The sequence below is a fragment of the Streptococcus ovis DSM 16829 genome (assembly GCF_000380125.1).
Lineage (GTDB): Bacteria > Bacillota > Bacilli > Lactobacillales > Streptococcaceae > Streptococcus > Streptococcus ovis.
In genome coordinates, this window is sequence record NZ_KB904581.1 from 112,870 (window position 1) to 138,948 (window position 26,079).

At 39.3% G+C, this 26,079-nt stretch carries 26 protein-coding genes and 2 pseudogenes; 3 read left to right on the forward strand and 25 right to left on the reverse strand.

Features of this window, described 5'->3' with window-relative positions:
• Positions 1 to 52 precede the first annotated feature (52 nt).
• Positions 53 to 622 (forward strand): annotated as a pseudogene (locus A3I9_RS12765) (DNA topology modulation protein).
• Here A3I9_RS12765 and A3I9_RS0109365 read toward each other — a convergent pair.
• From A3I9_RS0109365 to A3I9_RS0109480, 25 genes and pseudogenes are all read right to left on the reverse strand, one after another.
• Positions 582 to 1,955 carry a sensor histidine kinase gene (locus A3I9_RS0109365; RefSeq protein ID WP_018378772.1) on the reverse strand — a complete coding sequence of 458 codons (1,374 nt, stop codon included), beginning with the start codon at positions 1,953 to 1,955 and terminating at the stop codon, positions 582 to 584. The pseudogene A3I9_RS12765 and the gene A3I9_RS0109365 sit on opposite strands and share 41 nt — an antisense overlap.
• Positions 1,945 to 2,619 (reverse strand): response regulator transcription factor, encoded by a 675-nt coding sequence (locus A3I9_RS0109370; RefSeq protein ID WP_018378773.1) that lies wholly within the window; start codon positions 2,617 to 2,619, stop codon positions 1,945 to 1,947. Before A3I9_RS0109370 ends, A3I9_RS0109365 begins: the two co-directional genes overlap by 11 nt.
• A 254-nt stretch (positions 2,620 to 2,873) precedes the next feature.
• Complete coding sequence (phoU, locus tag A3I9_RS0109375) at positions 2,874 to 3,530, reverse strand: phosphate signaling complex protein PhoU (RefSeq protein WP_018378774.1); 657 nt, start codon at positions 3,528 to 3,530, stop codon at positions 2,874 to 2,876.
• Positions 3,531 to 3,572: 42 nt separating this feature from the next.
• A complete protein-coding gene (gene pstB / locus A3I9_RS0109380; protein ID WP_018378775.1) occupies positions 3,573 to 4,331 on the reverse strand; it encodes a phosphate ABC transporter ATP-binding protein PstB in 759 nt (252 codons plus the stop codon).
• A gap of 9 nt (positions 4,332 to 4,340) precedes the next feature.
• Positions 4,341 to 5,144, reverse strand: coding sequence for a phosphate ABC transporter ATP-binding protein PstB (pstB, locus tag A3I9_RS0109385; protein WP_018378776.1), 804 nt, complete (start codon positions 5,142 to 5,144; stop codon positions 4,341 to 4,343).
• Between the two features lie 13 nt (positions 5,145 to 5,157).
• A complete protein-coding gene (pstA, locus tag A3I9_RS0109390; RefSeq protein ID WP_018378777.1) occupies positions 5,158 to 6,045 on the reverse strand; it encodes a phosphate ABC transporter permease PstA in 888 nt (295 codons plus the stop codon).
• Positions 6,035 to 6,952, reverse strand: coding sequence for a phosphate ABC transporter permease subunit PstC (gene pstC / locus A3I9_RS0109395; protein WP_018378778.1), 918 nt, complete (start codon positions 6,950 to 6,952; stop codon positions 6,035 to 6,037). The genes pstA and pstC overlap by 11 nt, the downstream gene beginning before the upstream one ends.
• A 4-nt stretch (positions 6,953 to 6,956) precedes the next feature.
• Positions 6,957 to 7,826, reverse strand: coding sequence for a phosphate ABC transporter substrate-binding protein PstS family protein (locus tag A3I9_RS0109400; protein WP_018378779.1), 870 nt, complete (start codon positions 7,824 to 7,826; stop codon positions 6,957 to 6,959).
• Between the two features lie 141 nt (positions 7,827 to 7,967).
• On the reverse strand, positions 7,968 to 9,269 hold the full coding sequence (locus A3I9_RS0109405) for an RsmF rRNA methyltransferase first C-terminal domain-containing protein (RefSeq protein WP_018378780.1): 1,302 nt from the start codon (positions 9,267 to 9,269) through the stop codon (positions 7,968 to 7,970).
• Positions 9,269 to 10,027, reverse strand: coding sequence for an inositol monophosphatase family protein (locus A3I9_RS0109410; RefSeq protein WP_018378781.1), 759 nt, complete (start codon positions 10,025 to 10,027; stop codon positions 9,269 to 9,271). The genes A3I9_RS0109405 and A3I9_RS0109410 overlap by 1 nt, the downstream gene beginning before the upstream one ends.
• Positions 10,017 to 10,295 (reverse strand): UPF0223 family protein, encoded by a 279-nt coding sequence (locus tag A3I9_RS0109415; RefSeq protein WP_026217423.1) that lies wholly within the window; start codon positions 10,293 to 10,295, stop codon positions 10,017 to 10,019. Before A3I9_RS0109415 ends, A3I9_RS0109410 begins: the two co-directional genes overlap by 11 nt.
• Positions 10,296 to 10,308: 13 nt before the next feature.
• On the reverse strand, positions 10,309 to 10,710 hold the full coding sequence (gene spxA / locus A3I9_RS0109420; RefSeq protein WP_026217424.1) for a transcriptional regulator SpxA: 402 nt from the start codon (positions 10,708 to 10,710) through the stop codon (positions 10,309 to 10,311).
• A gap of 87 nt (positions 10,711 to 10,797) precedes the next feature.
• Positions 10,798 to 12,048, reverse strand: a pseudogene (locus A3I9_RS12770) (bifunctional folylpolyglutamate synthase/dihydrofolate synthase).
• 66 nt (positions 12,049 to 12,114) lie between these two features.
• Positions 12,115 to 13,041, reverse strand: a complete 927-nt coding sequence (locus A3I9_RS0109430) for a bifunctional riboflavin kinase/FAD synthetase (RefSeq protein WP_018378786.1) — start codon at positions 13,039 to 13,041, stop codon at positions 12,115 to 12,117.
• 62 nt (positions 13,042 to 13,103) lie between these two features.
• Positions 13,104 to 13,982, reverse strand: coding sequence for a tRNA pseudouridine(55) synthase TruB (gene truB / locus A3I9_RS0109435; RefSeq protein WP_018378787.1), 879 nt, complete (start codon positions 13,980 to 13,982; stop codon positions 13,104 to 13,106).
• 190 nt (positions 13,983 to 14,172) lie between these two features.
• Entirely contained in the window at positions 14,173 to 14,856 is a 684-nt protein-coding gene (locus A3I9_RS0109440; protein ID WP_018378788.1) for an ArsR/SmtB family transcription factor, read from the reverse strand.
• Between the two features lie 94 nt (positions 14,857 to 14,950).
• A complete protein-coding gene (locus tag A3I9_RS0109445) occupies positions 14,951 to 16,210 on the reverse strand; it encodes a YeeE/YedE family protein (RefSeq protein ID WP_018378789.1) in 1,260 nt (419 codons plus the stop codon).
• Positions 16,210 to 17,544, reverse strand: coding sequence for an APC family permease (locus A3I9_RS0109450; protein ID WP_018378790.1), 1,335 nt, complete (start codon positions 17,542 to 17,544; stop codon positions 16,210 to 16,212). Before A3I9_RS0109450 ends, A3I9_RS0109445 begins: the two co-directional genes overlap by 1 nt.
• A gap of 1 nt (position 17,545) precedes the next feature.
• Entirely contained in the window at positions 17,546 to 19,243 is a 1,698-nt protein-coding gene (locus A3I9_RS0109455; RefSeq protein WP_018378791.1) for an FAD-dependent oxidoreductase, read from the reverse strand.
• Positions 19,244 to 19,452: 209 nt separating this feature from the next.
• Complete coding sequence (locus tag A3I9_RS0109460; RefSeq protein WP_018378792.1) at positions 19,453 to 20,643, reverse strand: MFS transporter; 1,191 nt, start codon at positions 20,641 to 20,643, stop codon at positions 19,453 to 19,455.
• A 65-nt stretch (positions 20,644 to 20,708) separates the two neighbouring features.
• The gene (locus tag A3I9_RS0109465; protein WP_018378793.1) at positions 20,709 to 21,590 is read right to left on the reverse strand and encodes an Rgg/GadR/MutR family transcriptional regulator; all 882 of its coding nucleotides are present in this window, start codon (positions 21,588 to 21,590) and stop codon (positions 20,709 to 20,711) included.
• 22 nt (positions 21,591 to 21,612) lie between these two features.
• On the reverse strand, positions 21,613 to 21,837 hold the full coding sequence (locus A3I9_RS13060; protein ID WP_052310509.1) for a hypothetical protein: 225 nt from the start codon (positions 21,835 to 21,837) through the stop codon (positions 21,613 to 21,615).
• Between the two features lie 21 nt (positions 21,838 to 21,858).
• Positions 21,859 to 22,254, reverse strand: a complete 396-nt coding sequence (locus tag A3I9_RS13065) for a hypothetical protein (RefSeq protein WP_052310510.1) — start codon at positions 22,252 to 22,254, stop codon at positions 21,859 to 21,861.
• Between the two features lie 4 nt (positions 22,255 to 22,258).
• A complete protein-coding gene (locus A3I9_RS0109475; protein WP_018378794.1) occupies positions 22,259 to 22,546 on the reverse strand; it encodes a hypothetical protein in 288 nt (95 codons plus the stop codon).
• Between the two features lie 9 nt (positions 22,547 to 22,555).
• Positions 22,556 to 23,833: a DUF2130 domain-containing protein gene (locus A3I9_RS0109480; RefSeq protein ID WP_026217426.1), complete on the reverse strand. Its 1,278-nt coding sequence runs from the start codon at positions 23,831 to 23,833 to the stop codon at positions 22,556 to 22,558.
• Between the two features lie 116 nt (positions 23,834 to 23,949).
• Here A3I9_RS0109480 and A3I9_RS0109485 point away from each other — a divergent pair, with 116 nt between their 5' ends.
• Together A3I9_RS0109485 and pepT are read left to right on the forward strand one after the other, a co-directional pair.
• Positions 23,950 to 24,765, forward strand: a complete 816-nt coding sequence (locus tag A3I9_RS0109485) for a Cof-type HAD-IIB family hydrolase (protein ID WP_018378796.1) — start codon at positions 23,950 to 23,952, stop codon at positions 24,763 to 24,765.
• A 10-nt stretch (positions 24,766 to 24,775) separates the two neighbouring features.
• On the forward strand, positions 24,776 to 25,999 hold the full coding sequence (gene pepT / locus A3I9_RS0109490) for a peptidase T (protein ID WP_018378797.1): 1,224 nt from the start codon (positions 24,776 to 24,778) through the stop codon (positions 25,997 to 25,999).
• Positions 26,000 to 26,079 lie beyond the last annotated feature (80 nt).

The window sequence follows — 26,079 nt, forward strand, 5'->3', positions numbered from 1 at the left end:
TAAAGATGGCCGCCGTAAGGTGGTTTTTCTTTTACCCCAGAAGGAGTCTATTATGAGAATCATGATTATTGGATATTCTGGTAGCGGAAAATCCACACTGGCCAAAAGATTATCCGCCCACTATCACATTCCAAAACTACATTTAGACCAACTACAATTTCTTCCAAATTGGCGGATGCGCTCGCAGGCTGATTTCGACCAAGACCTGTATCAATTTTTAGAGCAAAACAAAGACCGGGTTATAGACGGAAACTACAGTCAGTCCTTCTACCAAGAGCGTTTAGAAGCTGCTGATCAGATGATTTGGATGAATTTTTCACGTCTCAACTCTCTCTAGCGTGCCTTGAAACGCTCACGAGAATTCAAACACCAGACTCGAGGTAGCATGGCAGATGGTTGTATCGAAAAGTTAGATTGGGAATTCATCCGTTGGATTCTTTAGGACGGGCATCAAAAACGTCAACGGAATCGCTACAAAGCAATTTGTAGAGACTATTCAAAGAAGGTTGTAATGTTACGCAATCAAAAAGATATTGACCAATTTCTGAAAAAATTGAAAACCACTAAGCTTTGCTCAGTGGTTATTTTAATGGAATTCTTACTTCAAATATACTGCCTGTAGGTTCATTGTTTTTTACGATAATGGTTCCTTTTAGACTATCACTAATCTGCTTTGCAAGTGAAAGTCCTAATCCAAAACCTCCTTTTTGCCGAGTACGAGCTTTATCTACTCGGTAAAAGCGATCAAAGATTTTCTTTTTGTGTTCATCGCTGATACCAATTCCATCATCAGCTACTTGAAAGAAGAAACACCGATCTTTAATAGCTAAAGTTAGTCGAATATGCCCACCATCATTTGTATATTTAATCGCATTATCATATAAGATAGTCATCAGCTGTTTTAAAAGAGTTTTATCTGTATAGATGGTTTGCTTTATCTGCTGATTAATTTGTAACTGACGATTGGTTTCCTCAGCAATTAGGGCATAATTTTCAAGTATACTATCAAAAAAAGTCGGCGCGATGGGGATATTCTCTGTTTTCAAACCATCATCACGGCGTGCTAGATTGAGCAAATTTGTTGTTAAAATCCGCATATTTCGAACTTCCTCGAGACTGGAAGCAATATCCTCACTTCTCTCTAGGATGGTTGCTGTTGGTTTACGAAACAGGTTTTCAAGTCTGTTTTGCAAAACTGCCAACGGAGTTCGTAATTCATGGCTTGCATTCTCAACAAAATCTTTTTGTTTCTGAAAACTGACCAAGATAGGCTTCACACTAACTTTTGACAAATAAACACTTGCAAAGATTGAAATCAACCAAAAACTAGTCATGACTAAAATAACCGTCGTTTCATAATTTTTGATGGCTTCTTTCAACTGGGTCGTATTGAATAATACCGTTGCATAATGAATACTTGAATTTAAACTAGTTATAGTTTCTTCATTGGAAATATCAACTGTCATCATCCGATAGGTTTCGTCTTCATTAAAAGCAGTCGTAACAGTTTTTTCCACGACTTCATTTAAATGTTTCGTATCTAAGTCAACTTCTGACAAACCAGATAACATATCTAGCTCATTTGCAATACGACCATGACGATCATATAAAATAACATGATAGTTGGTATTCAAACGTAATTTGCTAGAAGGTTTGAAAGGAGCATACTCTTCTTTATCAACCTCCTCTTCCACATCGGAGAATATATTTGAATTTGGTTCTAAAACGACTTCAGCATCCGAAGAAATGCCACGAGCAATCGCGAATTTAACAATTAAATTTGGATGTGCCTTAAATTCCTCAAAGTTTTTATCAGAAGCATGATAAATGGTTGAACGCATCAATTGGAAGATAATCATCGTCATCAATCCAAAAATCAGCGTAAATACTGCAAAATAACGGATAAAATATGAAAAATTATCCGTGTGATAAAGCCGTTTTAATTTATTCAGCATTCTTCAGAATATAACCGACAGTACGAAGGGTTTGTAGATTCTCTCCAAATGTCGTTCCTTTCAATTTTTTACGAATTTTCGATACATAAACTTCAACAACTGAAATGGTCGTATCACTATCAAACCCCCATATACGGTCAAAAATTTGTGTTTTGGGCAAAATAACATTTTGGTTTTGTAAAAAATAGACAAGTAGGTCAAATTCCTTCCCTAACAGTTCAACATTTTGACCATTCACTAAGGTTGAATTCGTCGTTAAATTGACAACTAAGTCTCCATAAGTTAACAGGTTCTCATTGTACTTTCCAGTCCGTTTTAACAAGGCTTGAATGCGCATTTTTAATTCCTCTAAATAAAATGGTTTTGTGAGATAGTCGTCTGCCCCCAATTCAAATCCATGCCCCTTATCATCTAAACTTTCTTTAGCAGTCATAATGAGCACAGGGGTCATGACTCCTTTTTCTCGTAATTCTTTCAAGACTTGAAAGCCATCCTTTTCAGGTAACATTAGATCAAGAAGAATTAAGTCATATACACCTGACTCAGCTTCATACAAGCCTTCTTCTCCATCAAAAACCTGCATGACATCAGCAAAATCATCTAAAAAATCAAATACAGAATTTGATAGACTAATATCGTCTTCTACTAGTAAAATCTTAATCATTGTCCTCTCCTTTTCTATATTATAACACGAAAGAGACAACATCTTATCATAATCATTTGTTTTTAGTCAAATATTTGCTGACAAGTGTCTTTCATAAACTCTTTCAAAACAAGGACCAACTGGTATCCGTAGTTTTTTGACAACTGTTATCCCTACCATTCTTTGACAAAAGTATACCATTTCATTCTTAATTCAATCTAAACTTTTAAAGTGATTTTATAAAAAATACGCCCAGTTCACTGAGCGTAATATTTTTATAATTCAGTAATTTTCCCTGTGTTCAAGTAAACAACCCATTCACAGATATTCTTTGCATAATCTCCGATACGTTCCAAATAGGAAATCACTTGGAAGTAGTCACGACCTGTAACAATAGAATCTGGATTTTTCTTAATTTCTTCCGTTGCTAGGTCACGAATATCGTTAAAGAATTGGTTGACAATCTCATCTTGAGCAGCAATATCGTAAGCTTGATCATTGTCCCCTTTGTTAAGGTACAAATCCAATACGGATTCAACTAATTTACGTACTGCACGACCCATTTTGTTGATTTCTTCTTCAACAGGCAGGATGCGCACTTCACCCTTCATACGAATGGTTGCTTTAGCAATTGAAACTGCATGGTCACCCATACGTTCTAAATCACTAGTTGCTTTTAAAACAGTGATAACAGTCCGCAGGTCAGATGAAACTGGTTGTTGGAGGGCAATCATTTCTAATGATTTTTGTTCCAATTTCACTTCAAACTCATTGATTTTAGCATCCGCTTCAATGATTTCTTTTGCCAATTCACGATCATGTGTAATGAAAGCACGGACTGTTTTGTTAATTTGTCCCAACACTTCATTTCCCATTGCATAGAATTGGTTGTGCAATTTATCTAATTCTTCCTNAAATTGAGAGCGTAACATAATTTTTCCTCTTTATTTTTTTAGTGAAAACACTTGTTCGGACTAACCAAACTTACCAGTGATGTAATCTTCAGTTTCTTTGTTAGCTGGACTCAAGAACATTTCTTTCGTTTGATTGTACTCAATCAAGTCGCCTCCAAGGAAGAAACCTGTACGATCAGAAATCCGAGATGCTTGTTGCATCGAACGAGTAACGACTAGCATCGTATATTTTTCTTTCAGTTCGAAGAGTGTATCCTCAATCTTACCAGCAGAAATCGGGTCCAAAGCAGATGTTGGTTCATCCATCAAAATGATTTTAGGGCTGTTGGCCAAAACACGCGCAATGCAGACACGCTGTTGTTGTCCACCTGAAAGTCCCAAAGCAGAATCATGCAAACGATCTTTGACCTCATCCCAGATAGAAGCTCCTTTTAGCGATGTCTCCACTGCTTCATCTAAGAATGTCTTATCTTTCACGCCTTTTAACCGTAGACCATAGACGACATTTTCATAGATAGACATTGGGAATGGATTGGGTTGTTGAAAGACCATCCCAATTTCTTTCCGAAGTTCTACCGTATCCGTACGGGGGCTATAAATATTATGCCCATTGTAGCTGATAGATCCTGTCAAAGACCATTCTGGATTCAAGTCGCCCATACGATTAATCGCTCGAAGGAGTGTTGATTTACCCGAACCTGATGGGCCAATAAGCGCTGTAATTTCATTTTCATGAAAGTCCATTGATACACTATTCAGTGCTTTCTTCTTTTCGTAATACACTGATAAATCGCGAACTTGTAAAATAGGTTCTGTCATCATTTCCTCCTATCCAAAGTGACCCGTTACATAGTCATTTGTAGACTTGAGGGTAGCATTTTGGAAGATTTTCTTGGTTTCATCGTACTCAATCAAATCTCCTAAATAAAAGAACGCTGTGTAATCACTGGCACGAGCCGCTTGTTGCATGTTGTGAGTGACAATAATAATTGAGTAATTTTCTTTTAAATCAAACATGGTTTCTTCTAATTGCATGGTTGCAATTGGGTCTAAGTTTGAAGCTGGTTCATCCATCAAAAGAATATCTGGTTTTACTGAGATTGCACGAGCAATACACAATTTTTGTTGTTGCCCACCAGACAAGGTAAAGGCTGATTTATGTAGATTATCTTTTACTTGATCCCAAAGAGCTGCTTGTTTCAAGGAGGTTTCTACAATTTCGTCCAAGACTTTTTTATCACGTACACCAGCACGCTCGTGAGCAAAAGTGATGTTCTTATAGATTGATTTGGCAAATGGATTTGGACGTTGAAAGACCATTCCAATATGTTTGCGCATTTCGTACACGTTGATTTCTGGTGCATTAACATCAATCCCTTGATAGTCAATTTGACCAGTTACCTTCGCAATATCAATCGTGTCATTCATGCGGTTTAGACTACGTAAAAATGTTGACTTCCCACATCCCGACGGACCGATAAGGGCCGTAATCTTATTTTTTTCGAACTGCATATCAATTCCCTTGATTGCTTCTTTCCCCGCATAATATACATGGAGATCTTTCGTGGAAAGAATTTGTTTTTCTTCAGGGAAGGTAATGATATGGCGTTCATTCCAATTATATTCAGACATAGTTTCTCCTTCTTTAAGCCGCTGATGTCAATTTTGAATGTAGGAATTTACCTAAACGACGCGCCGCAAGGTTAAAAATTAAAATAAAAATCAACAATACGGCTGCAGAACCTGCGGACACTAATGTACCATCAGGAATTGTACCTTCACTATTTACTTTCCAAATATGTACGGCTAGGGTCTCAGCTTGACGGAATGGAGAAATAGGGCTGGTTACACTAAGTGGATTCCAGTTACTCCAGTCCATAGCCGGAGCAGATTGACCAGCAGTATAGATAAGGGCAGCTGCTTCACCAAAGATACGACCAGATGCCAAGACAATACCAGTGACAATCCCTGGAAGTGCTTCTGGTACAACAACATGTAAAACTGTTTCCCAGCGTGAAATGCCAAGCGCAAGTCCTGCTTCACGTTGTGTGTGATGTACTGTACGTAGGCTATCTTCAATCGTCCGTGTCATCTGAGGCAAGTTGAAAACGGTAAGAGCCAAGGCTCCAGAAATGATAGAGAAACCATATTGGAATTGAACCACGAAAATCAAGTAGCCAAACAAACCAACTACTACCGATGGGAGAGAAGATAGGATCTCAATACAGGTCCGAATAAAGTTTGTCAATGGACCTTTTTTCGCATACTCAGACAAATAAATCCCAGCACCCATTGACAATGGAACTGAAATTAATAGTGTGACAACTAACAAGAAGAAGGAATTGTAGAGCTGAATCCCAATTCCTCCACCTGCTTGGTAAGAAGAAGATTTTCCTGTCAAAAATGACCAACTAATATGAGGAACTCCTCGTACTAAGATATACAAAATTAATGACGCCAAGATGGTTACGATAATACCAGCAATGGTATAAAGAAGACCTGTCGCCAATTTATCCATTTTTTTAGCGTTCATAATTTCTCTTTCTCTCTCTCGTAATAAATTTCACTAACATATTGAAAGCCAAACTCATCAATAACAATACAAGGGCTAGCGACCACAACACGTTATTTTGAACAGTGCCCATGACGGTATTCCCAATTCCCATTGTAAGAACAGATGTCAACGTTGCCGCTGGAGTTGTTAGGGACGTAGGAACTACTGCTGAGTTCCCGATTACCATTTGAATGGCAAGGGCTTCACCAAAGGCACGGGCCATCCCGAAAATAACAGCCGTAAAGATACCAGGACGTGCTGCATTAAGTGTTACACGCCAAATGGTTTGCCAGCGAGTAGCCCCCATCGCAAGACTAGCCTCACGATAATGACGAGGCACGGCACGCAATGTATCTGTTGTCATAAAGGTTACAGTAGGCAAAATCATAACAAAGAGAACGAACACCCCTGACAAAATCCCAAATCCAGTCCCACCAAAAATGGAGCGGACGAATGGCACCACCACTTGTAAACCAATAAATCCATATACAACGGATGGAATACCGACTAGCAACTCAACTGCTGGTTGCAAAACCTTCGAACCATATTTAGGTGAAATTTCAGTCATGAAGACTGCTGCACCAATGGCAAATGGAGTTGCTATCAAGGCTGACAAAATGGTTACAATAAAGGATCCCATAATCATTGGCAAAGCACCAAATTCTTTCTGGCTTGGATTCCACTTACCATCAAATAAGAAAGTAAAAATATTTACTCCATCAGAGAAGAAGGTGGACAAACCTTTTTGAGCCACAAAAATCAAAATCATTGCCACAATAAAGACAATCAAGGCCAAGCATAAGAAAGTAATGACCTTACCAAATTTCTCTAAACGAGAATTTTTTGATGGCGATAAGAGTTTCTTCGCCAATTCTTCATTTTTCATGGTTTCACTCCTTCTCTGTTACGGTTCCATCAGCAGACTTAACGACCTGCATCGCATTAATGGAGATGTAACCCATGCTTTCAACGATTCCTTCTTGCACTTCATCAGTCATCATATAATCAAGAAATTCCTCAGTCAATTCAGTAGGTGCTCCCTTGGTATACATATGCTCATAAGCCCAAATTGGCCAATCATTCGTTGCAACATTTGCAGTATTGGCTTCAAAACCATTTAATTTCATCATGCCTACAGAATCATCCACATACGCAAAGGCAAGATATGAAATAGCACCTGGTGTTTGTGCAACAATGGATTTGACCATACCGTTCGAATCTTGTTCCTGACTTTGCTTGGCGTCTTTGCCATCCATAATAACAGAGTCAAAGGTTGTACGTGAACCAGATGAAGCAGCACGGTTAATGATGGTAACAGGCAAATCAGCTCCACCCAGTTCTTTCCAGTTTGTAATCTCACCAGTGAAAAGTTTACGTAACTCTTCCGTCGTCAAATTATCAACGGTTACTTTTTTATTCTTTATAACCGCTAATCCCGCGACAGCAACTTGATGGTCTACCAAGACAGAAGCGTCAATTCCTTCTTTCTCCTCAGCAAACACATCACTATTGCCAATTTGAACCGCTCCTGACTGAACTTGAGAAAGACCTGTACCTGACCCACCACCTTGGACATTGACAGATTTTCCAAGATTGTTGGATCCAAATTCATCTGCCGCTGCTTCAACTAGAGGTTGCAGCGCTGTTGATCCTACTGCTGTAATGGATTCACCGCGTTCAATCCATGATGAGCAAGCAGAAAGACTAACACTTGCCATCAACAATGCAGCTGCAATGCCAAGCTTATGCTTTTTCTTCATTTTCGTTTTCCTTTTCATTTTTGAATGGTGTATTTTCGGTGTATTTCTTTACAGAGTATTTGCAAAAAATTTACAAAAATCACCAATTCCAATATATCACATAACAAATGATCTTGCAAACTATTTCTTCTATAATAGTCACTAAAACCGAAGGCCTTTTGGGAAGGAATTTTTCAGAGTCCCAGAGACAATTTTCGCAAAGCCTAATCCATTTCCTTGAATCGCCACTTGATACCAACCGTTTGGCAAATCATTGGAGACTGACAATGTTTGCCCTGAAACATAACGAACAAACTCTTCTTCAGATATCTGTACTCGACGAGCTACTTCTTCACTTGTCAATGCCAATCCCAAAGCATAACTTGGTTCGAACCGTTTCTTTTTAAAAGTTCCCAAGTGTAAGCCATTTCGAGCAATACGAACCTTCGATAAATCTGGTAAACCTTGCGGTAATAGATACAATTGATCTCCAAATACTTGCAAGACTCCTTCTAAATCTACAAGTAAACAATCTTTAGCAAAAGAGGTCCAAAGCTGAACTTGCTCTCGACTCAGATTCGATTTCCCATATTTGATTTTCTTAGTTACTTGTTCTCCATGATAGCGGAATTTTGCAACAAATTGCCCTTCTCCTTTAAAATGATGTGGATACATGCGAGCTGTTTCAGGATAGCCGATTCCTTCCATCATTCCATTCATTTTCTCAACAGGAAGAAGTTCTAAGTCATAGTTTTCCATTAGCCACGACACAATTTCTTCATTTTCTTCAGGTGCCCATGTGCAAGTTGAATAGACTAAAATCCCCTCGGGTTTTAGCATATGTAGCGTTGATTCTAAAATTTCCTTTTGAAGACGGGCACACTCAACTGGATAATCTGCATGCCAGTATTGCATTGCTGCCGGATCTTTTCGAAACATTCCTTCACCTGAACAGGGAGCGTCCAATACAATCATATCAAAATAGCCTGGAAAAACCTTAGCCAGTCGGTCGGCAGATTCATTTGTTACAACAACATTTCGTGCACCAAAACGCTCAATATTTTCTGCTAATATTTTCGAACGTTTTGGGGAGATTTCATTACTCACCAAAATTCCAGTATTCATCAAGTATGACAGCAAATGAGTCGACTTTCCACCAGGTGCAGCCGCAAGATCAAGCACTTTCATCCCTGGCTCAGGACTTGCCACTTGCCCCACTACTTGTGCAGCTGGTTCCTGTGAATACACGAGGCCCGTGACATGTTCTGGCGACTTACCTGAAACTTTTCCATAATGTGACCAGGGCATTCCTTCAATCGCTTGAGAGAATGCCTGCTGCCCTTCTTTCAAGGGATTTGTTCGAAATGCTGAAATAGCCTCTTCATCAAAACTAGCAAAGAAAGCCTCTGCTTCTTTGCCAAGTAATTGTCTATATTTTTCTCTAAATCCGTCTGGTAACTGCATCAATCTAACAATGCCTCAATTTCTTTTTCTTTCACTATCGGGAAAAACAATACCATTTCTCGTCCTGAAAATGTTGGTGGTTGTCCATCTAGGTTTCTCAAACAATATCCTAGTCTCTCTCCAAGAATGCTAGCTGCCGCATAGTCCCAAGGATACAAATAGGAAGCATGGAGCAATAATTGTCCCTTCAGCACACGCGCAAAGCCAATTCCAGCACTTCCGTATGAACGTGTTCCCAAGGCATGGTTCGCTAGCTTGGCCAGGCCATGAACATTCTGAGCATACAGACCCGCGTTTAAACCAATCAAAGAAGATTGCAAACTCCTATCTTTAAACTCAGGTAATGCTGATTCATTCAATAATACAGGAAACATTCCGCCACCATGAATCATTTCATCTTTAATGACATCATAAATAATCCCAAACTGGCCAATTCCATTTTCATAATAAGCCAGTAAAATGGCAAAATCTTCCTGTTGGGCAATAAAGTTACTAGTCCCATCAATCGGATCAATCACCCATACATTTCCCTCGTCAATAGAGACTGAATTATGTTTCTCTTCTCCTAAAATAGCATCATGCGGGTAAGCTTCTAAAATTTGTTGACTCACATCTTCTTCCACCTGCCGATCCATTTGCGTCACTAAATCCGTAAAATGTGATTTGACTTGAATTTCCAAAGAATCATGCAAATGGTCCCGTAAAAATTCCCCTGCTTCTCTGACGATTTTTTGGGCAAATAAGTACTTAGTTTCCAAGACGAATAACCCCCTTTTGCTTTTCCTGCGCTAACTTCACTGCACGATAAGTTGAGTAACCAGAAGCCGCCTCAAATTCACGGTCAATTTGCCGTTCCTCTCCCTTACTTTTGACAACTTGCTTAAATCGATGATAACGATCTAGAAGCATGCTTGCCTCAACACCACCTTCGTAGGCTTTTTCCACCTGATTTAAAAAAGAAAGCACGGAGGAAATCTCCTCTGTGCTCCATGAAAAATCAAGTGGATATGAATACTGTTTGTCCATATCGTTTTTCTCTCTACCCTATCTCTGCTCTCAATGTAGCGCTCTTTAGTTCTTGTTTTCGATAATTGCGTGGCAAAAATGCACGAATTTCATCCTCATTAAATCCAATCTGCATTCGCTTATTGTCCAAAATAATTGGGCGACGTAATAAGCTTGGATAGGTTTCAATTAGTTGAATCAGCTCGGAAATAGATAAATCATCCACATCAACATTTAACTTTTGAAATACTTTGGAGCGTGTTGAAATCAAGTCATCAGTCCCATTTTCAGTTAGAGTCAAAATCGCTTTTAACTCATCAGCCGTCAAAGGACTCGTCATGATATTATGCTCCGTAAAAGGTACCTGATGATTGGACAACCAGGCTCGTGCCTTTCGACAGCTTGTGCAGCTCGGTGATAAAAATAGCGTAATCATAAGCATACCTTTCTACATTTTTTTCTCATTAATATTATACACTAGACTGGGCCTCATGACAAGAAGAAATCGCAATCTAAACCCGACTTATCCTAAAAGTTGTTGACGAACTTCAGATATAAAATAGAGAGAGCCTGTCAGAATCCATATAACATCTGATGACTCATTATCAATCTGATGTAGCCACTCCTGCCACGAAGCAACCCTCGCATACTGATCTGGATATGCTTCTAATTTTAAACTATTAGGATAAGAAAATGTCGTTACAGTCAAGCTATCAAATTGGTCTAACGTTTCCAACATGGTATTCACTGGCTTCCCAGCAATAGCTGCAAATAGTATATGAATCTTCTTGTCTGCATAGTTTTCTCGTAAAATAGTCGCCAAAGCCGAGACGCTCTCCTGATTATGTGCGCCATCAATCATCAATCGCGGTCGAATCCATTCCGTTCTCCCAATCCACTTGCTGTTTTGCAATCCTTTCCGAATTGTTTGAGTATTGCAAGTTGGAAAATCTTTCTGAAGCAGCATGACAGTCATAACAGCAAGACTAGCATTGGCTTTCTGATGATATCCAGGCATTGAGAGAGATAATTTCTCTAAACAGTATAACTGACCGATGGAAACCGAAAACGTTGTTTCCTCTTCTGTAAACCAAAACTCGCTCCCTAGTTCATAAGTAGGCGCAGTCAGTTCTTTCGCTTTCTGCTGAAAGACACTCCGAACCTCTTTTCTATCTGTTGCATAAATTAACGGAACCCCTGTCTTTAGTGCACCTACTTTTTGCTCTGCAATCTCAGCTTAGGTATTTCCCAAAATCCCTTGATGATCAAGACCAATAGAAGGGCAAATAAGCGCTAGTGGTCGAAAAACACTGGTCGAATCATATAGACCGCCAATCCCCGCTTCGATGATTGCAATATCAACTGGATGAACTTCACCAAAATAAAGAAACATCATGACCGTAATGATTTCAAACTCTGCAGCAGGTTTCCAAGGCGTTTCTAAAGGAAGTCTTTCAGCAATTGGTCGCACTCGTTCCACCAAAGCCAATAAATCTTCTTTTGAAATCATAGCGCCGTTAACGCTAATTCGCTCCCGAAAATCCATAATAAAAGGGGACGTAAAGGTTCCAACTTGGTAACCTGAACTAGTATAAATTTGTTGCAAATAATGAACTGTAGATCCTTTGCCATTGCTCCCTACAACGTGAATTCCCTTGACATTTTCATGGGGATTCTCCAATTCATTTAGGAGCCATTTTACCCGCTCCAGTCCGGTTTTTTCTCCAAATTTTACTTGACTGTGTATCCAATCTAATGCCTCTTGGTATTGCATATTTAAAACTTTCTAATATTTTTTACAGTATCGCATAAAACAAGCCTCAAAAAAAGACTAACAAGGTCAGTCTTTCTTTTCATTCCAATTTATGGCGGTCTTTTCGTCCTCTTTCATTTGGTTCAGAAGAGACTCCATACCATCAAATTTAACCATTCCTCGGATTTTCTCTAGCCAAAAAATAGTGATTTTTTGACCATAAATTTCCTGATTAAAACCGAAAATATGGGCCTCTATCCGCATTTCAGTCCCATCAAAAGTGACATTTTTTCCAACACTGGCCATAGAGCGGTAACGTTGCCCATCCACTTCAACTTCTGCCACATAGACACCATCACTCGGTAAGTGAACTCGTTCAAACGGAGCAAGATTCGCAGTCGGATATCCAATGACACGTCCACGTGCGTCTCCATGAACGACAATTCCCTCTGTGGTAAAGGTATATCCTAAAAGATGGTTAGCTTCTGCTACATTTCCTTCTTGAATGGCTTTTCGAATACGTGTCGATGAAATCTTCTCACCATCTAACTGAACTTCTTCAATTACTTCAACCTTTCCGTTAAAGAGCTCCTTCAAGTCATTTACATCTGCACGACGATTTCCAAAATGATAATCAAATCCAGTCACCAAAATACGTGCATTTAAAGCCGTGACATAATTGGCAATAAATTCTTCTGGACTCTGTGATGCAAATTGGCTTGTGAAATCTGTTAAATAAAGCCTATCAACACCATAAGCCTCCATCAGTGAAAAACGTTTTTCCGGGCTCGTCAATTGAAGCAATAAATCTGGTGTAAACCGTGCAAAAGCTAGACGTGGTGATTCTGGAAAAGTCAAGACAGAGACTGTCAATCCCTTCTGATCAGCAATCTTACGAGCTCTGTCAAACAAGGCCTTATGCCCTAAATGAATTCCATCAAAATAGCCTAAAACGAGAACTGTCCCATTCGTTGCTTGTATATTATTTTTATCTTTTAGTGTAACAATTTCCATAACAATTCATTATAGCTCTTTCATAAGGATATAGCAAGAAAGCGATATGGTAAAATCTGCTATCACATAAAGACTTTGCGGGGCTTGTAAAGATGATCACGACGCTCCAAGATAGCCACTAAATTTCCATTATGAAATCCTGCTACTATTTCAGTCTCGTTAGCCAGAGGAAAAAAGCGTCCAAAGCGTACTTCTGCTACTTGCTCCTCTGTAAGTTCTACCATTGGCAAATCACCAATTCCCTCTTCAATCGGACGAAGGAAACTCCAATCATCATTTTCGACTTTGTCTGCAATTTCAGCTAGCGTCAAGGCATCTTCCAGTCTCATTCCAGCTGATGCTGTTCGTTCTAAGCGCGACATATGACTAGCGTAGCCTAACTTTTCGCCTAGGTCCACAGACAAAGTGCGCACATAGGTTCCCTTACTGCACTTGACACGAAAATCAAATCGCGCGCAGCCATTTTCCAAAAGGATGGGACTGGCCCGTTCAAAACTATAAATAGTGACTTGGCGTTCTGGTCGCTCTATTACTTCTCCAGCACGCGCATACTCATAGAGCTTGCGCCCATTGACCTTGACAGCAGAGTACATAGGAGGAATTTGGGTAATGTCTCCAACAAAGCTAGACATAGCCTGGTCAACCTCACTTTCTGTCACTTCACGCACAGGCGTTGTCTCAACTAAATCTCCTGAAGCATCTTCGGTCGTCGTTGAAAAACCGAGGATAATCTCACCTTCATAAACTTTTCCTTCTTCCTGCATATACTCGATGAGGCGAGTCGCTTTTCCTAAGGCAATCGGAAGCACCCCTGTCACATCAGGATCCAGTGTCCCACCGTGTCCAATTTTTTTCTCGTGCAACATTTTACGAAGCTTAAAAACCGCATCATGACTGGTCATCCCAGCCTCTTTTTTCAAATTGATAATTCCTGAAATCATGGAACTATTATACCATACATTCGGCTGGAACTTCTACTAGCTTTTCATCATCGCTTCAAAAACGTTTGGTATGACAAGAAAAAAGACAAATTGAAAGTTAATCAATTTGTCTTTCTCTTGAAATCATGTTATTTCAACGTTGCGTATTTTCTGTTTCTCTTCTAGCTAGATAACTATTTTCTTTTCAATGTTAGTGCACATTTTCAAATAGATGATGACTTTCTTGTTCCCGTCTCCAATCAAAATGACTGACATTGACACTATAGGCATTGTAACCTAATTTATTGAGATAGGCTGACGCGTGATTTGTGTATGGACAAAATCGACCACGGCAATACAAGATGAGAGAGCACTCTTTATCTAATTCCTCCAAGCGTTCTTCTAGTTCACTATACGGTATATTGATAGCATTGGGCATGTGGTCTTCCAAAAATTCTTTCTCACATCTTAAATCAACCAATTGCACTTTTTCGTGTTCAAAAATTTCCAAGGCTTCATTCAGAGAAAGAGTTTTGATAGCTTCATCACTCTTATCGAATGTTTCTTCAATATAACGTAATGATGGGAGCTGCTCCTCACTCAGAAGATGAAGTTCATTCAGCATATTTTCCACGCGAGAAGTTGCAACTGTATAGTACACATACTTCCCTTGCTTAGAAATAGCCACGAGATTTGCCTCTTTTAGCGTTTGCAAGTGCCTTGAGGTATTGGCAACCGACATATCTGTGATTCTGGCAAGTTGTTCTACTGTTTTTGCACCGTGAACCAATCGATGAAGTAATTCGATTCGTTTTTCACTTGATAAAGCCTTTCCGATTTTCACATACTCATTGAAAATTTGGTCCATGTATACCCTATCTTCATTAACTGCCATCAGTGCTCAACTCCTTTTTTCAAATGTATACTTTTAATTATACCACAGGAATGATAAAAAGCTGTTATCCTATTGCGAAAAGAACAAAGAAATACTATAAATCAACTTTTTTAGCTACTTTATTACCAAGAATCCCTCCGCTTACTAGAAAGACGAGGAAAATCCAGCCTGAAAGTGAGAAATTGGCAATTGGAGTATACAATGCACCAACATTACAACCATTTGATAACCGAGTTCCAAATCCCATGCATAAACCACCTAAAGCATAGAACAAGAGCTGTTTCCCTGTAATGTTTAATTCTGAGCGAACAACTTTAGAAAACGTTCCAGAAGTTAGAAGGAAGAGAATAGTCCCCATCATAATCCCAAAGTTCTGTGTGCTAATCGGATGTGAAAAGAAAGGTGTTGTAAATGCAGCCTCTGGCATATGAGTAAACTGGACAAGGTCACCAGCACTAACACCAAAGAACATGAGAACTTGACCAAACCAAAATCCGTAAGGTGTGCTTGCTCCCCAACCTGCTTTTGTAACTCCCATCATAATGGTAAAAAGAATCGCTAAAATAACCGCTGCTTTGCGTAGTGAAAATGCATGAACAAATAGACGGTCATACAGATTAGTTGAGTCGGTTACATCCTTAAATGAATCTGCAACTTCCAAGTCTTGGACTTTTTCTCCAAAATGGCCAGTATAGGTACCCGCATTCTTACGAGATTGTTCATATTTATGAGCTAGCCAAATCACTAAGCCACAAAGTAATCCAGTGAACACCACTGCTCCTAAGTAACCTTGTAAACCATCAAATTTAAACCAGTCTGGCAGATACACTCCTCCATATAACTTGGAACCTACTTCTGATGTTATCCATGATTTTTGAACCCATGAAGCTGTTTGCTGAATAGGAAAACCAATAAATACTCCAAAACAGAAGAATACCAAGGTGATTAAACCGCGAGGCAAAGCTGTTACTAAGTCCGTCAATACACCTGAAGCACAACATGAAGAGAAGGTCATCCCGAATCCAAACAGGAGTCCTCCGAGTATTAATCCTACATTAATCGGATTCACCCATAGGTCATAACTTGAAGCATCACTATTAAACAAGAATGCAGCACTCAACAATGCAGTGATGAAAAACATCATCATCATCGTTCTCATTAAACGTGTTGAACCTGTTCGATAAGCACGGTTGACACTTCCAGCAAATCCTGTATATCCACGACTCAGTGTATAACCTAGTCCTACACCAATTATCAATCTAAAAAATAGCATATCAGATTCTAAAAATGTCTTTCCTAAAACAAGTAAAAGAATCCCAAATATAAATCCTAAAGTATATTCAATACGTTTCATCATTTCTCCTTTGTTGAAATTGTTTCGTTTTTTATGAATGTAAAATATAGAAAACCTAAAATGGTCCAAATCCCTAGAATAACAAATGAAGCGACACTTAATTGACTAGGAGATCCAGGAACAATGAGCAATAAGATAAACAAAATACCAATCACAAGTGCAATGTTGCTACACCATCTTTCAAAAGGTGTTTTAGCCAAACGACTGCTTACGAAAGACACATAAACATAAGTGAGCGCTGCCATCAAACTCGATAAATCGACAATATAAAGAATCACCATCCGACCCAATAACGGCATCAGAATCGAAATAAAGGTTACAAATTGCAAAGATTTTTCGGGCACTCCGCTATTATTTTCTGTTTTAAAATTTTCTGGAAGCAATTTATAGCTCCCGAGTGAGGCAAGGATTCGACTACTACCAATCATAAAACCATTCACTCCACCAACAATAGCCACAGTCAAAGCAACAGCTAACCCAACAAAACCAGTAATACCTAAATAGTCCAACACTGCCTGACCACTCGCCCATTCCAACTGTTGAACTTGGTGTGGCGAATAAGCCAAAGCCGTCATCAGGTTTAACAAATTATAAATGAGCACACCAAATCCTGTTGCTAAAACAGTCATTCTCGTAGCAAATTTAGTAGGGAAACCAATATCTGTTAACACCTGGGGAACAATATCAAAACCTACAAATAAAAATGGAATAATGGCGAGTACTTGTAAAATCTCTTTGAAGCTAAATTGGTACTGTTCAAGATAGAATGTTCTAAATTGTTGAGTGTCGGCTTTTATGTAAAGTGCAATAGTAATAATAAATACAAATAGCACAAGCATCATAATCAGTAACTTCTGTAGTGTCATGGACAAACTTAATCCTTTTTTATTAATGAAATAAAAGAATAAGATGACACCAGTAGAAATGACTAAATCCGAAGCGTAGACTGTATAGCCAGCAACACTATATAACTGACCATAGAGAAAACCTGGAAACAGGGAACGGATGACGAGAGCGACTGCAGTTGCATTTAGAGGAATAAGGGTCAAATAGCAAAATGTTAATGACCATCCTACAATAAATCCATACAATTTACCTAAATGTTCATAAATATATGAAAACTCTCCTCCTTTTTCCTTATGATTGTCCATCATCACATGGTAGGCAACCTGAATAAAATAAATGAGTACCCAGCCTATTAGAAATCCTATCGCTGTATTGATGACACCCGATTGCACCAGAAATTTTTGACCTGGAAGATAGAAGGCTCCCCAGCCAATCACAGACCCTATTACTAAGGCAATGATATCCATTTTTGATAATTTTGCATTCATTTTAATTAAAATTATAATTTGTCAAAATACTTTCACGATCCGTTGTCATATCTTTAAAATATTCATAATAGCTCAATCCCAAGAATGAACCTTGAATATTGATGATGTTATCAAAACCTAAGCCTTTCAGCGCACAAATGGCATAGTAACTATTCCAAGAAGTTCTGCAATGAATATAGACAGGCTGATCTTTTGGTATTTCATGGTAACGCTCACGAATTTCTTCTAGAGGAATATTGACTGCTCCTTTGATATGGGCATTCTCAAATGCTTGCGCGCCACGCACATCTAAAATATAGGCTTTTTCTTCAACCAACTGACGAACGGAAGACATAGGAACTTGTTCGTAGACTCCATTCAAATAGTTCATACCAACGATTCCAGCAAAGTTAACAGCATCCTTGGCGGTTGAAAATGCTGGTGCGTAGCAAAGTTCTAATTCTTTCAAGTCTTCTAAGTAGCCGTCCATGCTGATAACTGTTGCAATAACGTCTATATTTTTAATTGGGTTTCCTTTGCTGATTGCTTGTGCACCTAAAATTTTACCTGTTGGATATTGGTAAATCACTTTGAGATGCATTGGTGTAGCTTCTGGCATTAACCCAACACGGTCATTTGGAATCACGAATGCTACACGGTAGTCCAAACCATGTTTCTGACAGTCTTTTTCATTCAGACCAGTTGATGCACCGTTTAGTCCAAATACTCGAATGCAGGATGAGCCAATCACTCCTCGATTGCGAATCATTTGACCAAATAAGCTATCTGCCACATCACGAGCTTGTTTTTGAGCTGGACCAGCTAAAGGCAAGCGTATTTTCTTTCCAGTTTGACGTTGCGTTACTTCAATAGCATCCCCCACAGCATAAACATCTGGAAGATTCGTTCGATACTGATGATCAACCGCAATTGCACCCGTTTCCCCTAGTTTTATTCCCGAAGCAACCGCGAAATCAACATCAGGTGTCACACCAATCGCTAAAACAACCGCTTGAGCAGGCAGACGTTTTCCACTTGCCAATACAACTTCGGAATCCGTAATTTCAACAACTCCATCTTCTAAATGAAGATCAACACTATTGTCATATAGTTCTTTATGGAGCATCTGCACCATATCATCATCAAATGGTGCCATAATTTGCTTGCCTGCTTCCACCAAGCTAACTGTTTTACCAGTGTGGCGTAAACATTCTGCAACTTCTACTCCAATAAAACCTCCGCCTATCACAACAATCTCTTGGGCGCTACTGTTTTTCAAGTGAGCATCCAAATAACGAACATCCGATACATTCTTCAAAGTAAAGACATGTTCTTTATCAAGGCCAAGAATATTTTTGGGTCTGATTGCTTTAGCACCAGGAGATAAGATTAAAGAATCATATCTATCTTCATAAATTTGGCCTGAAGTCAGATCCTTCACTTGGATAGTATGAGCCTCCGCATTTATACTGATAACTTCTGACTCGGTCTTTGCATCTAAATTATATGTTTTTTTAAATGAGTCAGGATTATAAAAAATCAAATCATCAATACTTGCTACTTCACCACTGAAATAGTTTGGTAAACAACAATTTGAGAAAGAAATATCTTTTCCTTTGTCATAAATTTGTACCTCGGCATTCTCATCCAAGCGACGAATGCGGGCGGCAACAGATGCACCACCTGCTACTCCTCCAACGACAATAAATCGTTTAGACATAATTGTCCTCCTTTAAGTTTGTTACTTTTTTCACTAAACATTCTATCACTCAATTGAATGTTTGTCAAGAAAGCATTTTCATTCTATCTAATCTGTAATTTTGGACCTTTTTTGCTTAGCATCATATAGTTGAAATGCAAAAAAGTCTCTATTTTGCAGAGACAATTTTTATACAATGATTCATGAAATTTTTTTATCTAAACAGTTTCCTATTCCGTTTTCAACACAAAACGACAATACAATAAACCAATCAAACCTACACCAAGGGTTCCTACTCCAATCCAGACAAAACTCATCATGTGAATGGCTTTCGGAAAGAGAGTCATCAAGAGTGTGCCAAATGGTGTTAACAGAAGAGCCACTGTGTAGACACTGGAGAAAACACGTCCCATGTAGGCCTGTTCCACACGGATTTGCACTTGACTGGAAAAATGAATATTAAAAATAGCTTCAAATATCTTAAAAAGAACTTGTCCGACATAACTCAACCACATAGGAAGTCCAGCTAAACTTGGAATCGCAATCCAGATAATTCCTACGCTACTCCCTATCAGCATCCAGAGCATGGGCTGCATCCCCTCTTTCATAAAACGTGACAGAACCGAACCAATCAGCACTGAAACCGCAGATACAGATAGAAATATTGCATAAGCTCCTTTCTCATGCAACAAGCTACTTGTAAACGGCAACAAATACTCAAACATAACCATAAAGAAATTCCCAGCCGAAGCAATCAACAACAGAAAGAAAATATCCTTGTGCTGATAGGTATAATATAACCCTTCCCAAATATCATGTAAAATCTCTCGAGGTTTTACCTTATCTCTTGCCGCTCCTTTCTCCCTTTCAATCTTTATCCCTAAAACACAGATAAAGGAAATGAAAAAGGTCAGACTATCAAGGAGCAAGGTCAATCGTAAACCGATATGTTGCAAAATCCAAAATCCCAGAATTGGAGAGGCAATTTTGATGGTCTGAACAACTGAAGTTAAGGTTGAATTGTAAGATACAATCTGTTCTTTCCCCACTACATCACGAACAAAGGCTTTATAGGCTGGCTGAGAAAATACTCCTGAAATGGCCAACACACCATTGACAACAACCAAACCATACAACATCAGTGTCTGGTTCCCCAAAATCGCTATTGCCAAACACATCACTGCACTGATAAAATCCGTCAACAATAAAATCTTCTGTCTTTGAAAACGGTCTGCCAAAGCACCTGCAAAAGGGCCAATGATTATTTGCACCAAGAGCTCCGCTAACTTATAAATTCCTAGAAATTGCTGACCAATACCTCCCAAGGAAGCTATCCAAGCACTGTTGCTATAATCATACATGACATCGCCCAGTTTGTTAATGGCGCGACTGACCAATAATTTTTTCCCGTTTGAATTCATTCTTTTCCCCTTTATATTTTTATTGTCTTAGTATAAAGGATATTCTGGAGAAAAAGAAAAAATTCTCAAATTTGAGAATTTTTAGGGATAAAGGCATCAAAATGTTTTTGATAGTGATTCATTTTAGGAAAATTATGACAAACCTTGAAGCAAAAAATCGCATCCTTCATATCTTGAATGCCTGAAACATCCCCATAAGCCTGCTTGTAAAACCCTTTTGTATAAAGATAATCAATCCGGTTGCTCTGGCTATTTCGACTGTTTAAAATAGCTTGTAGCGCTTCATCAAACTCTGGAACCTTCTCTAAATCGCCACGTTCGACACACAACATAATCGTGTTTAATAAAGTCCCTTCAACAATGTAGCGATTTTGTGACACTTCCATGTAAAATTCCTTTCGCTTCACAATTTCCCTCGTCCTGCGACAAACCAATTCGGTCGGATAAAAGGCCACCAAATTCCCGGCAAGAATCAGCTCATCCAAACCCCATTCCTCTACTTGGAATAAGTAATCCGATACAAAATCAAGGTCTTCCTGCGCCATTTTTCGCTCAGGATCTAGCTGACATAAAATCCCTCGTAGCAAAATGACGTTGAGCCGTGGACGCAAGTTATCAAGTTCTTCAGCAGCTTTTTTCTCCTGACTTCGCAATAGTTGTTCAATCCCCTTTGGATCCTGCTGGTAAAAATAGTAGGACATCTGGGTCATCAATTCAGCCTGTTCAAGTCGTTTGTAATTGCGAACCCGATCTGAAAATTGCTTCATACTGACATTCATCTTTTCGAGAGCAGAAATAAATTTTGTTAGGGATAAATCCGATTCTCCCCGTTCGAATTTCGATAATTGCGCTACAGAAACTGTCTCATTGGCAATTTGCTTCAAGGTTAACTGCCGATTCAGTCGTAGTTCTTTAAATATTTGGCCGTACTCAACCGTTCTTTCCATTTCTACTCTCCCTCATCAACAGTTATTCTAATCGCCAAACCTCACCATTTGGCACTTCTCGTAAATAGCCATCCATTTCTTCAATAACTCTCCCCGTTTCGAAATCAACAACGGTGATAATTTCTCGATAATCAGGATCTTCCAACCAATTTGAAAAATACAATTTGTCATCCTCACGATGGGAAAAACCAGCCTCCGTCTCAATCTTTTTTCTTTTGAGGCCAAATGATTTCAAATAATTTTTCATCAAATATTTGTCGCGTTAACATTAAGGGAAAACATCTAGTTGCAAGTTGTAACAATCTTTCACTTCCGATAAAGGAAGTTTTACAACCACGCTTGCTTTTTCTTTATCAACATCAAATTGATAAATGTAAATAAGAGAATCTATGAAATTCACAGTCAGTAAATAACAAACACCATCAACTACTCTAGGTGTTCCAAAAAATTGACCCTTTTCTGCCTCTAAAGCTACCATAGACTTTCCACTGGGATAATGGACAAGAAGAAGATTGTTCTCTGGAAAAGGATTCCCTAATTTGAACGCCTCTTCCATTTCATACAAATCTCCATTATTATTGTCACCAACCCAATACCAACTGTCAGAACCTGGCATTGATTCTAGATAACGGTTCCCTGTTTTGATAGTACGGGTCAGTTTCATTTCCTTATCCTTTCTCAACACGGTACTCTTTTTCAAATTTTTTTAATGTGACCACTCTACCATTCGTGCGGTCAATGACATCTCCTATTTCAGCTCTACGGTACATATTGTAGCCAAAATTTTGAGCATCACTAGCCCATTTTGGAAAAATAAGGGGCATACAGATGCGCAAATGATTGTCCATCCAGCTAAAAGCGTTTGTCTCAAATGCTTTTTTAACCCATTCTGGTTGCTCTCCCTCTTTTTGAACAATCCAGAAATCTGCACTCTTTCCCCTGTAAAATGCTTGCATAACTTTCTCCTATTCTTTCTCCTTCAAGGCATCAAACTTGGCCTTCATCGTTGGATTTTTACGGGTCAATTTTTTGACAGAGACATCATCCAGTTTGTTATTGGCTAGGCGGAGTTGATTTTCAGAAGTGGTAAGGAATTTCTTGACCTCTTCCATGCGCTTGATAGCCTTGTCAATCTCATCAATGGCTTTTCCGAAATTAGTAGAAGCAGATTGATAATTTTTAGCAAAGGCAACCTTGAAAGCATTCAAATCTTCCTCAAAATTGGTGATATCAATGTTCTGCTCACGGATAAGCGCCAATTCTTGCTTATAGGAAAGGGTATTGAGCGCAGCATTTCGCAAGAGACCAATGAGCTGGATAAAGAACTGCGGACGCACCACATACATCTTCTTGTACTCATGACTAACATCCACGATACCCGTGTTGTAATAATCGCTATCCGCTTCTAACATACTGACGAGAACTGCGTATTCGCATTTTTTCTCACGACGGTCTTTGTCTAATTCCTTGAAAAAATCCGCATTCCTATGCTTGGTCTTGGTCGTATCTGCTTCATTTTTCATCTCAAACATGATGGAAATAAACTCAACCCCATTTTCATCCGCCTCACGGAAGATGAAATCCCCCTTTGAGCCACGACTAGACACTTCAGTGTCCTTACCGAATGTAGCACGCGGAAAGGCGTAGGCACGCACCTTGTTAAATTCGGTCTCCGCATAAATTTCCAAGCTCTCACCGATAGCCTTGGTGGACTGTTGTGCCTTGAAATTTTTGTAAAATTCAACCTGTTCATTAGCCGCCTTGAGTTGCACTTCATAGTCACTACGAACAGAAGATAAGGCCAGCTCGCTCTCTTTTTCTTGCAAAGCAAGCTGATTTTTAACTGCATCACGCTCTTTCTCAACCGTAGTCAAGGAGGCTTGAAGTTGATTTTGATGCTCTAAGCGCAGCTTCTCCATCTGACCTTGCAAGGCTTGGAGTTCCTTGTCCTTGCTTGCTAATTGTTCCGCCAAGGTTTGCTCGGTTTCCTTGATAGCAAGGGCTTGTTGTGTGTCAAACTGGGCAATTTGGGCTTTTAAGGCTTGAATCTCTGCCTCTTTCTGGCTCAGTGCCTCTTGCTGCGTATTTTTGGCTTTGGCTTCTACTAAAGCCACTTCTTGGCTAAGACGGGCATGAATTTCTTGCTCAAACTCCGCCGTCCGTACCTGACTTAGTAATTCACTGTATTCTGTTTCATTGACCTGAAAGGTCGTCCCGCAATGCGGACATTTAATCTGATTCATCTCATCACTCCCATTCATTCTTTCTGCCATTATATCATATTTTCTACATTGTAAAATTCTGAAAGCAAGCACAATTTGTGGTATACTAGTCCTAGTGTAATTTCGGAGGTTTTGTGATGATTAAACTATTAGCTCTGGACATGGACGGCACCCTCCTCAATGACCAGAAACAGTTGACGCAAGCTCAAATTGATGCGATTCATGCTGCAATTGAAGCTGGCATCAAATTGGTCCTATGTACAGGACGAATTTTACAGGGGACAAAGCCCTACTTCGAACAACTGGGCTTGAATGCAGAAAATGAATATGTCATCGTCAACAATGGCTGCTCTACTCATCAAACAAAAGATTGGAAGCTGATTGACTGGGAAGAGTTATCCGTTGAAGACATTACTTATTTGGCTCCTTTTGCCCAAAACAGTCAGATGCAATTTACCCTGTTTGATGAGGAACATTATTTCGTCCTTGATGAAGAGGCCAATGAACAAGTTCTAGAAGATACCAAATTGGTATTTATTGAGCCAACTATTCTGTCCTACGAAGAGGCTATCAGTGGTAAAAACACTCTTTTTCAGGCAATGTTCGTTGGAAATATAGAAGCCACCGATCGCTTTCAGGAGCAAAACCATGAACAATTAAGTCAACGTTTTAATGCTGTCCGCTCTCAGCCAATTATCTATGAAGTGTTGCCAAAACATGCCAGTAAGGCATCGGCATTAAAAAAATTAGCCGAACGGTTAAACATTTTACCAAATGAAATCATGGCTATCGGAGATGCCAACAATGACATTGAAATGTTGAAATTTGCAGGACTATCCATCGCTATGGGCAATGCTGCTGATCACATCAAGGCGCTTACAACAGATGTTACCGAGGACAACAACCACGATGGGGTTGCTAAGGCTATCGAAAAATGGATTTTAAAGAAATGAGGACTAGAAAATGAAATACCCTACTCTACTTGACCGCTTCCTGGTCTATGTGAAAGAAAATACTCGTTCAGATGAGAACTCAACGACCACTCCAAGCACACAAAACCAAGTTGAATTTGCCCAAAATATCTTGCTTCCTGAAATGGAACGAATTGGCTTGCAAGATGTCCACTATTTACCAAACGGTTTTTGTATTGGTTCCTTACCTGCAAATGACCCCAGTTTGACCCGTAAAATCGGATTCATCTCCCACATGGATACAGCCGATTTCAATGCCGAAGGTGTCTCACCACAAATCATTGAAAACTATGATGGCAATCCGATTCCCCTTGGAACTTCAGGCTTTGAATTGCACCCAAAAGACTTCCCACAGTTGAACAACTATCACGGACAAACCTTGATTACAACAGATGGGACAACCTTGTTGGGCTCTGATGATAAGTCTGGTATCGCAGAAATCATGACAGCTATTGAATATCTCGTTCAGCATCCAGAAATCAAACACTGTGAAATTCGTGTTGGATTTGGTCCTGATGAGGAAATCGGTATCGGAGCTGATAAGTTTGACGTCGAAGATTTCAATGTGGACTTTGCCTATACAGTGGACGGCGGTCCACTCGGCGAGCTCCAATATGAAACCTTTAGCGCAGCTGCTGCTAAGATTGATTTCATCGGTCGCAATATTCATCCAGGCTCTGCTAAAGACCAGATGATCAACGCTTTCCAGTTAGCCATTGATTTCCACAATGCCTTACCTGAAGCAGATCGTCCAGAAAAGACTGACGGCTATCAAGGTTTCTTCCATCTCATGGATATGTCAGGAAGCGTTGACCAAGCAAGTACCAGCTATATTGTTCGTGACTTTGAGGAAAAAGATTTTGAAGCACGCAAGCAACTCATGCTAGACATTGCCGACAAGATGAATGCAACTTTTGATACACCTCGTGTACTTGTTCATCTCCATGACCAATACTATAACATGAAGAAGGTGATCGAAAAAGATATGACGCCTATTACTATTGCCAAAGAAGTCATGGAAAATCTCGATATCAAACCACTCATTGAGCCAATCCGCGGTGGAACAGATGGTTCTAAAATTTCCTTTATGGGAATTCCAACTCCTAATCTCTTTGCTGGTGGCGAAAATATGCACGGACGCTTTGAGTTCGTCAGTCTTGAAACCATGGAAAAGGCTGTGGATGTCCTCTTAGGTATTGTCGCTGCTAAGAACTAACAGTTTCTAATCTCAATTTAAAAAATAAAAACGAACAAGGTCTCAGTTTCCGAAATTCAGAAACGACATCTTGTTCGTTT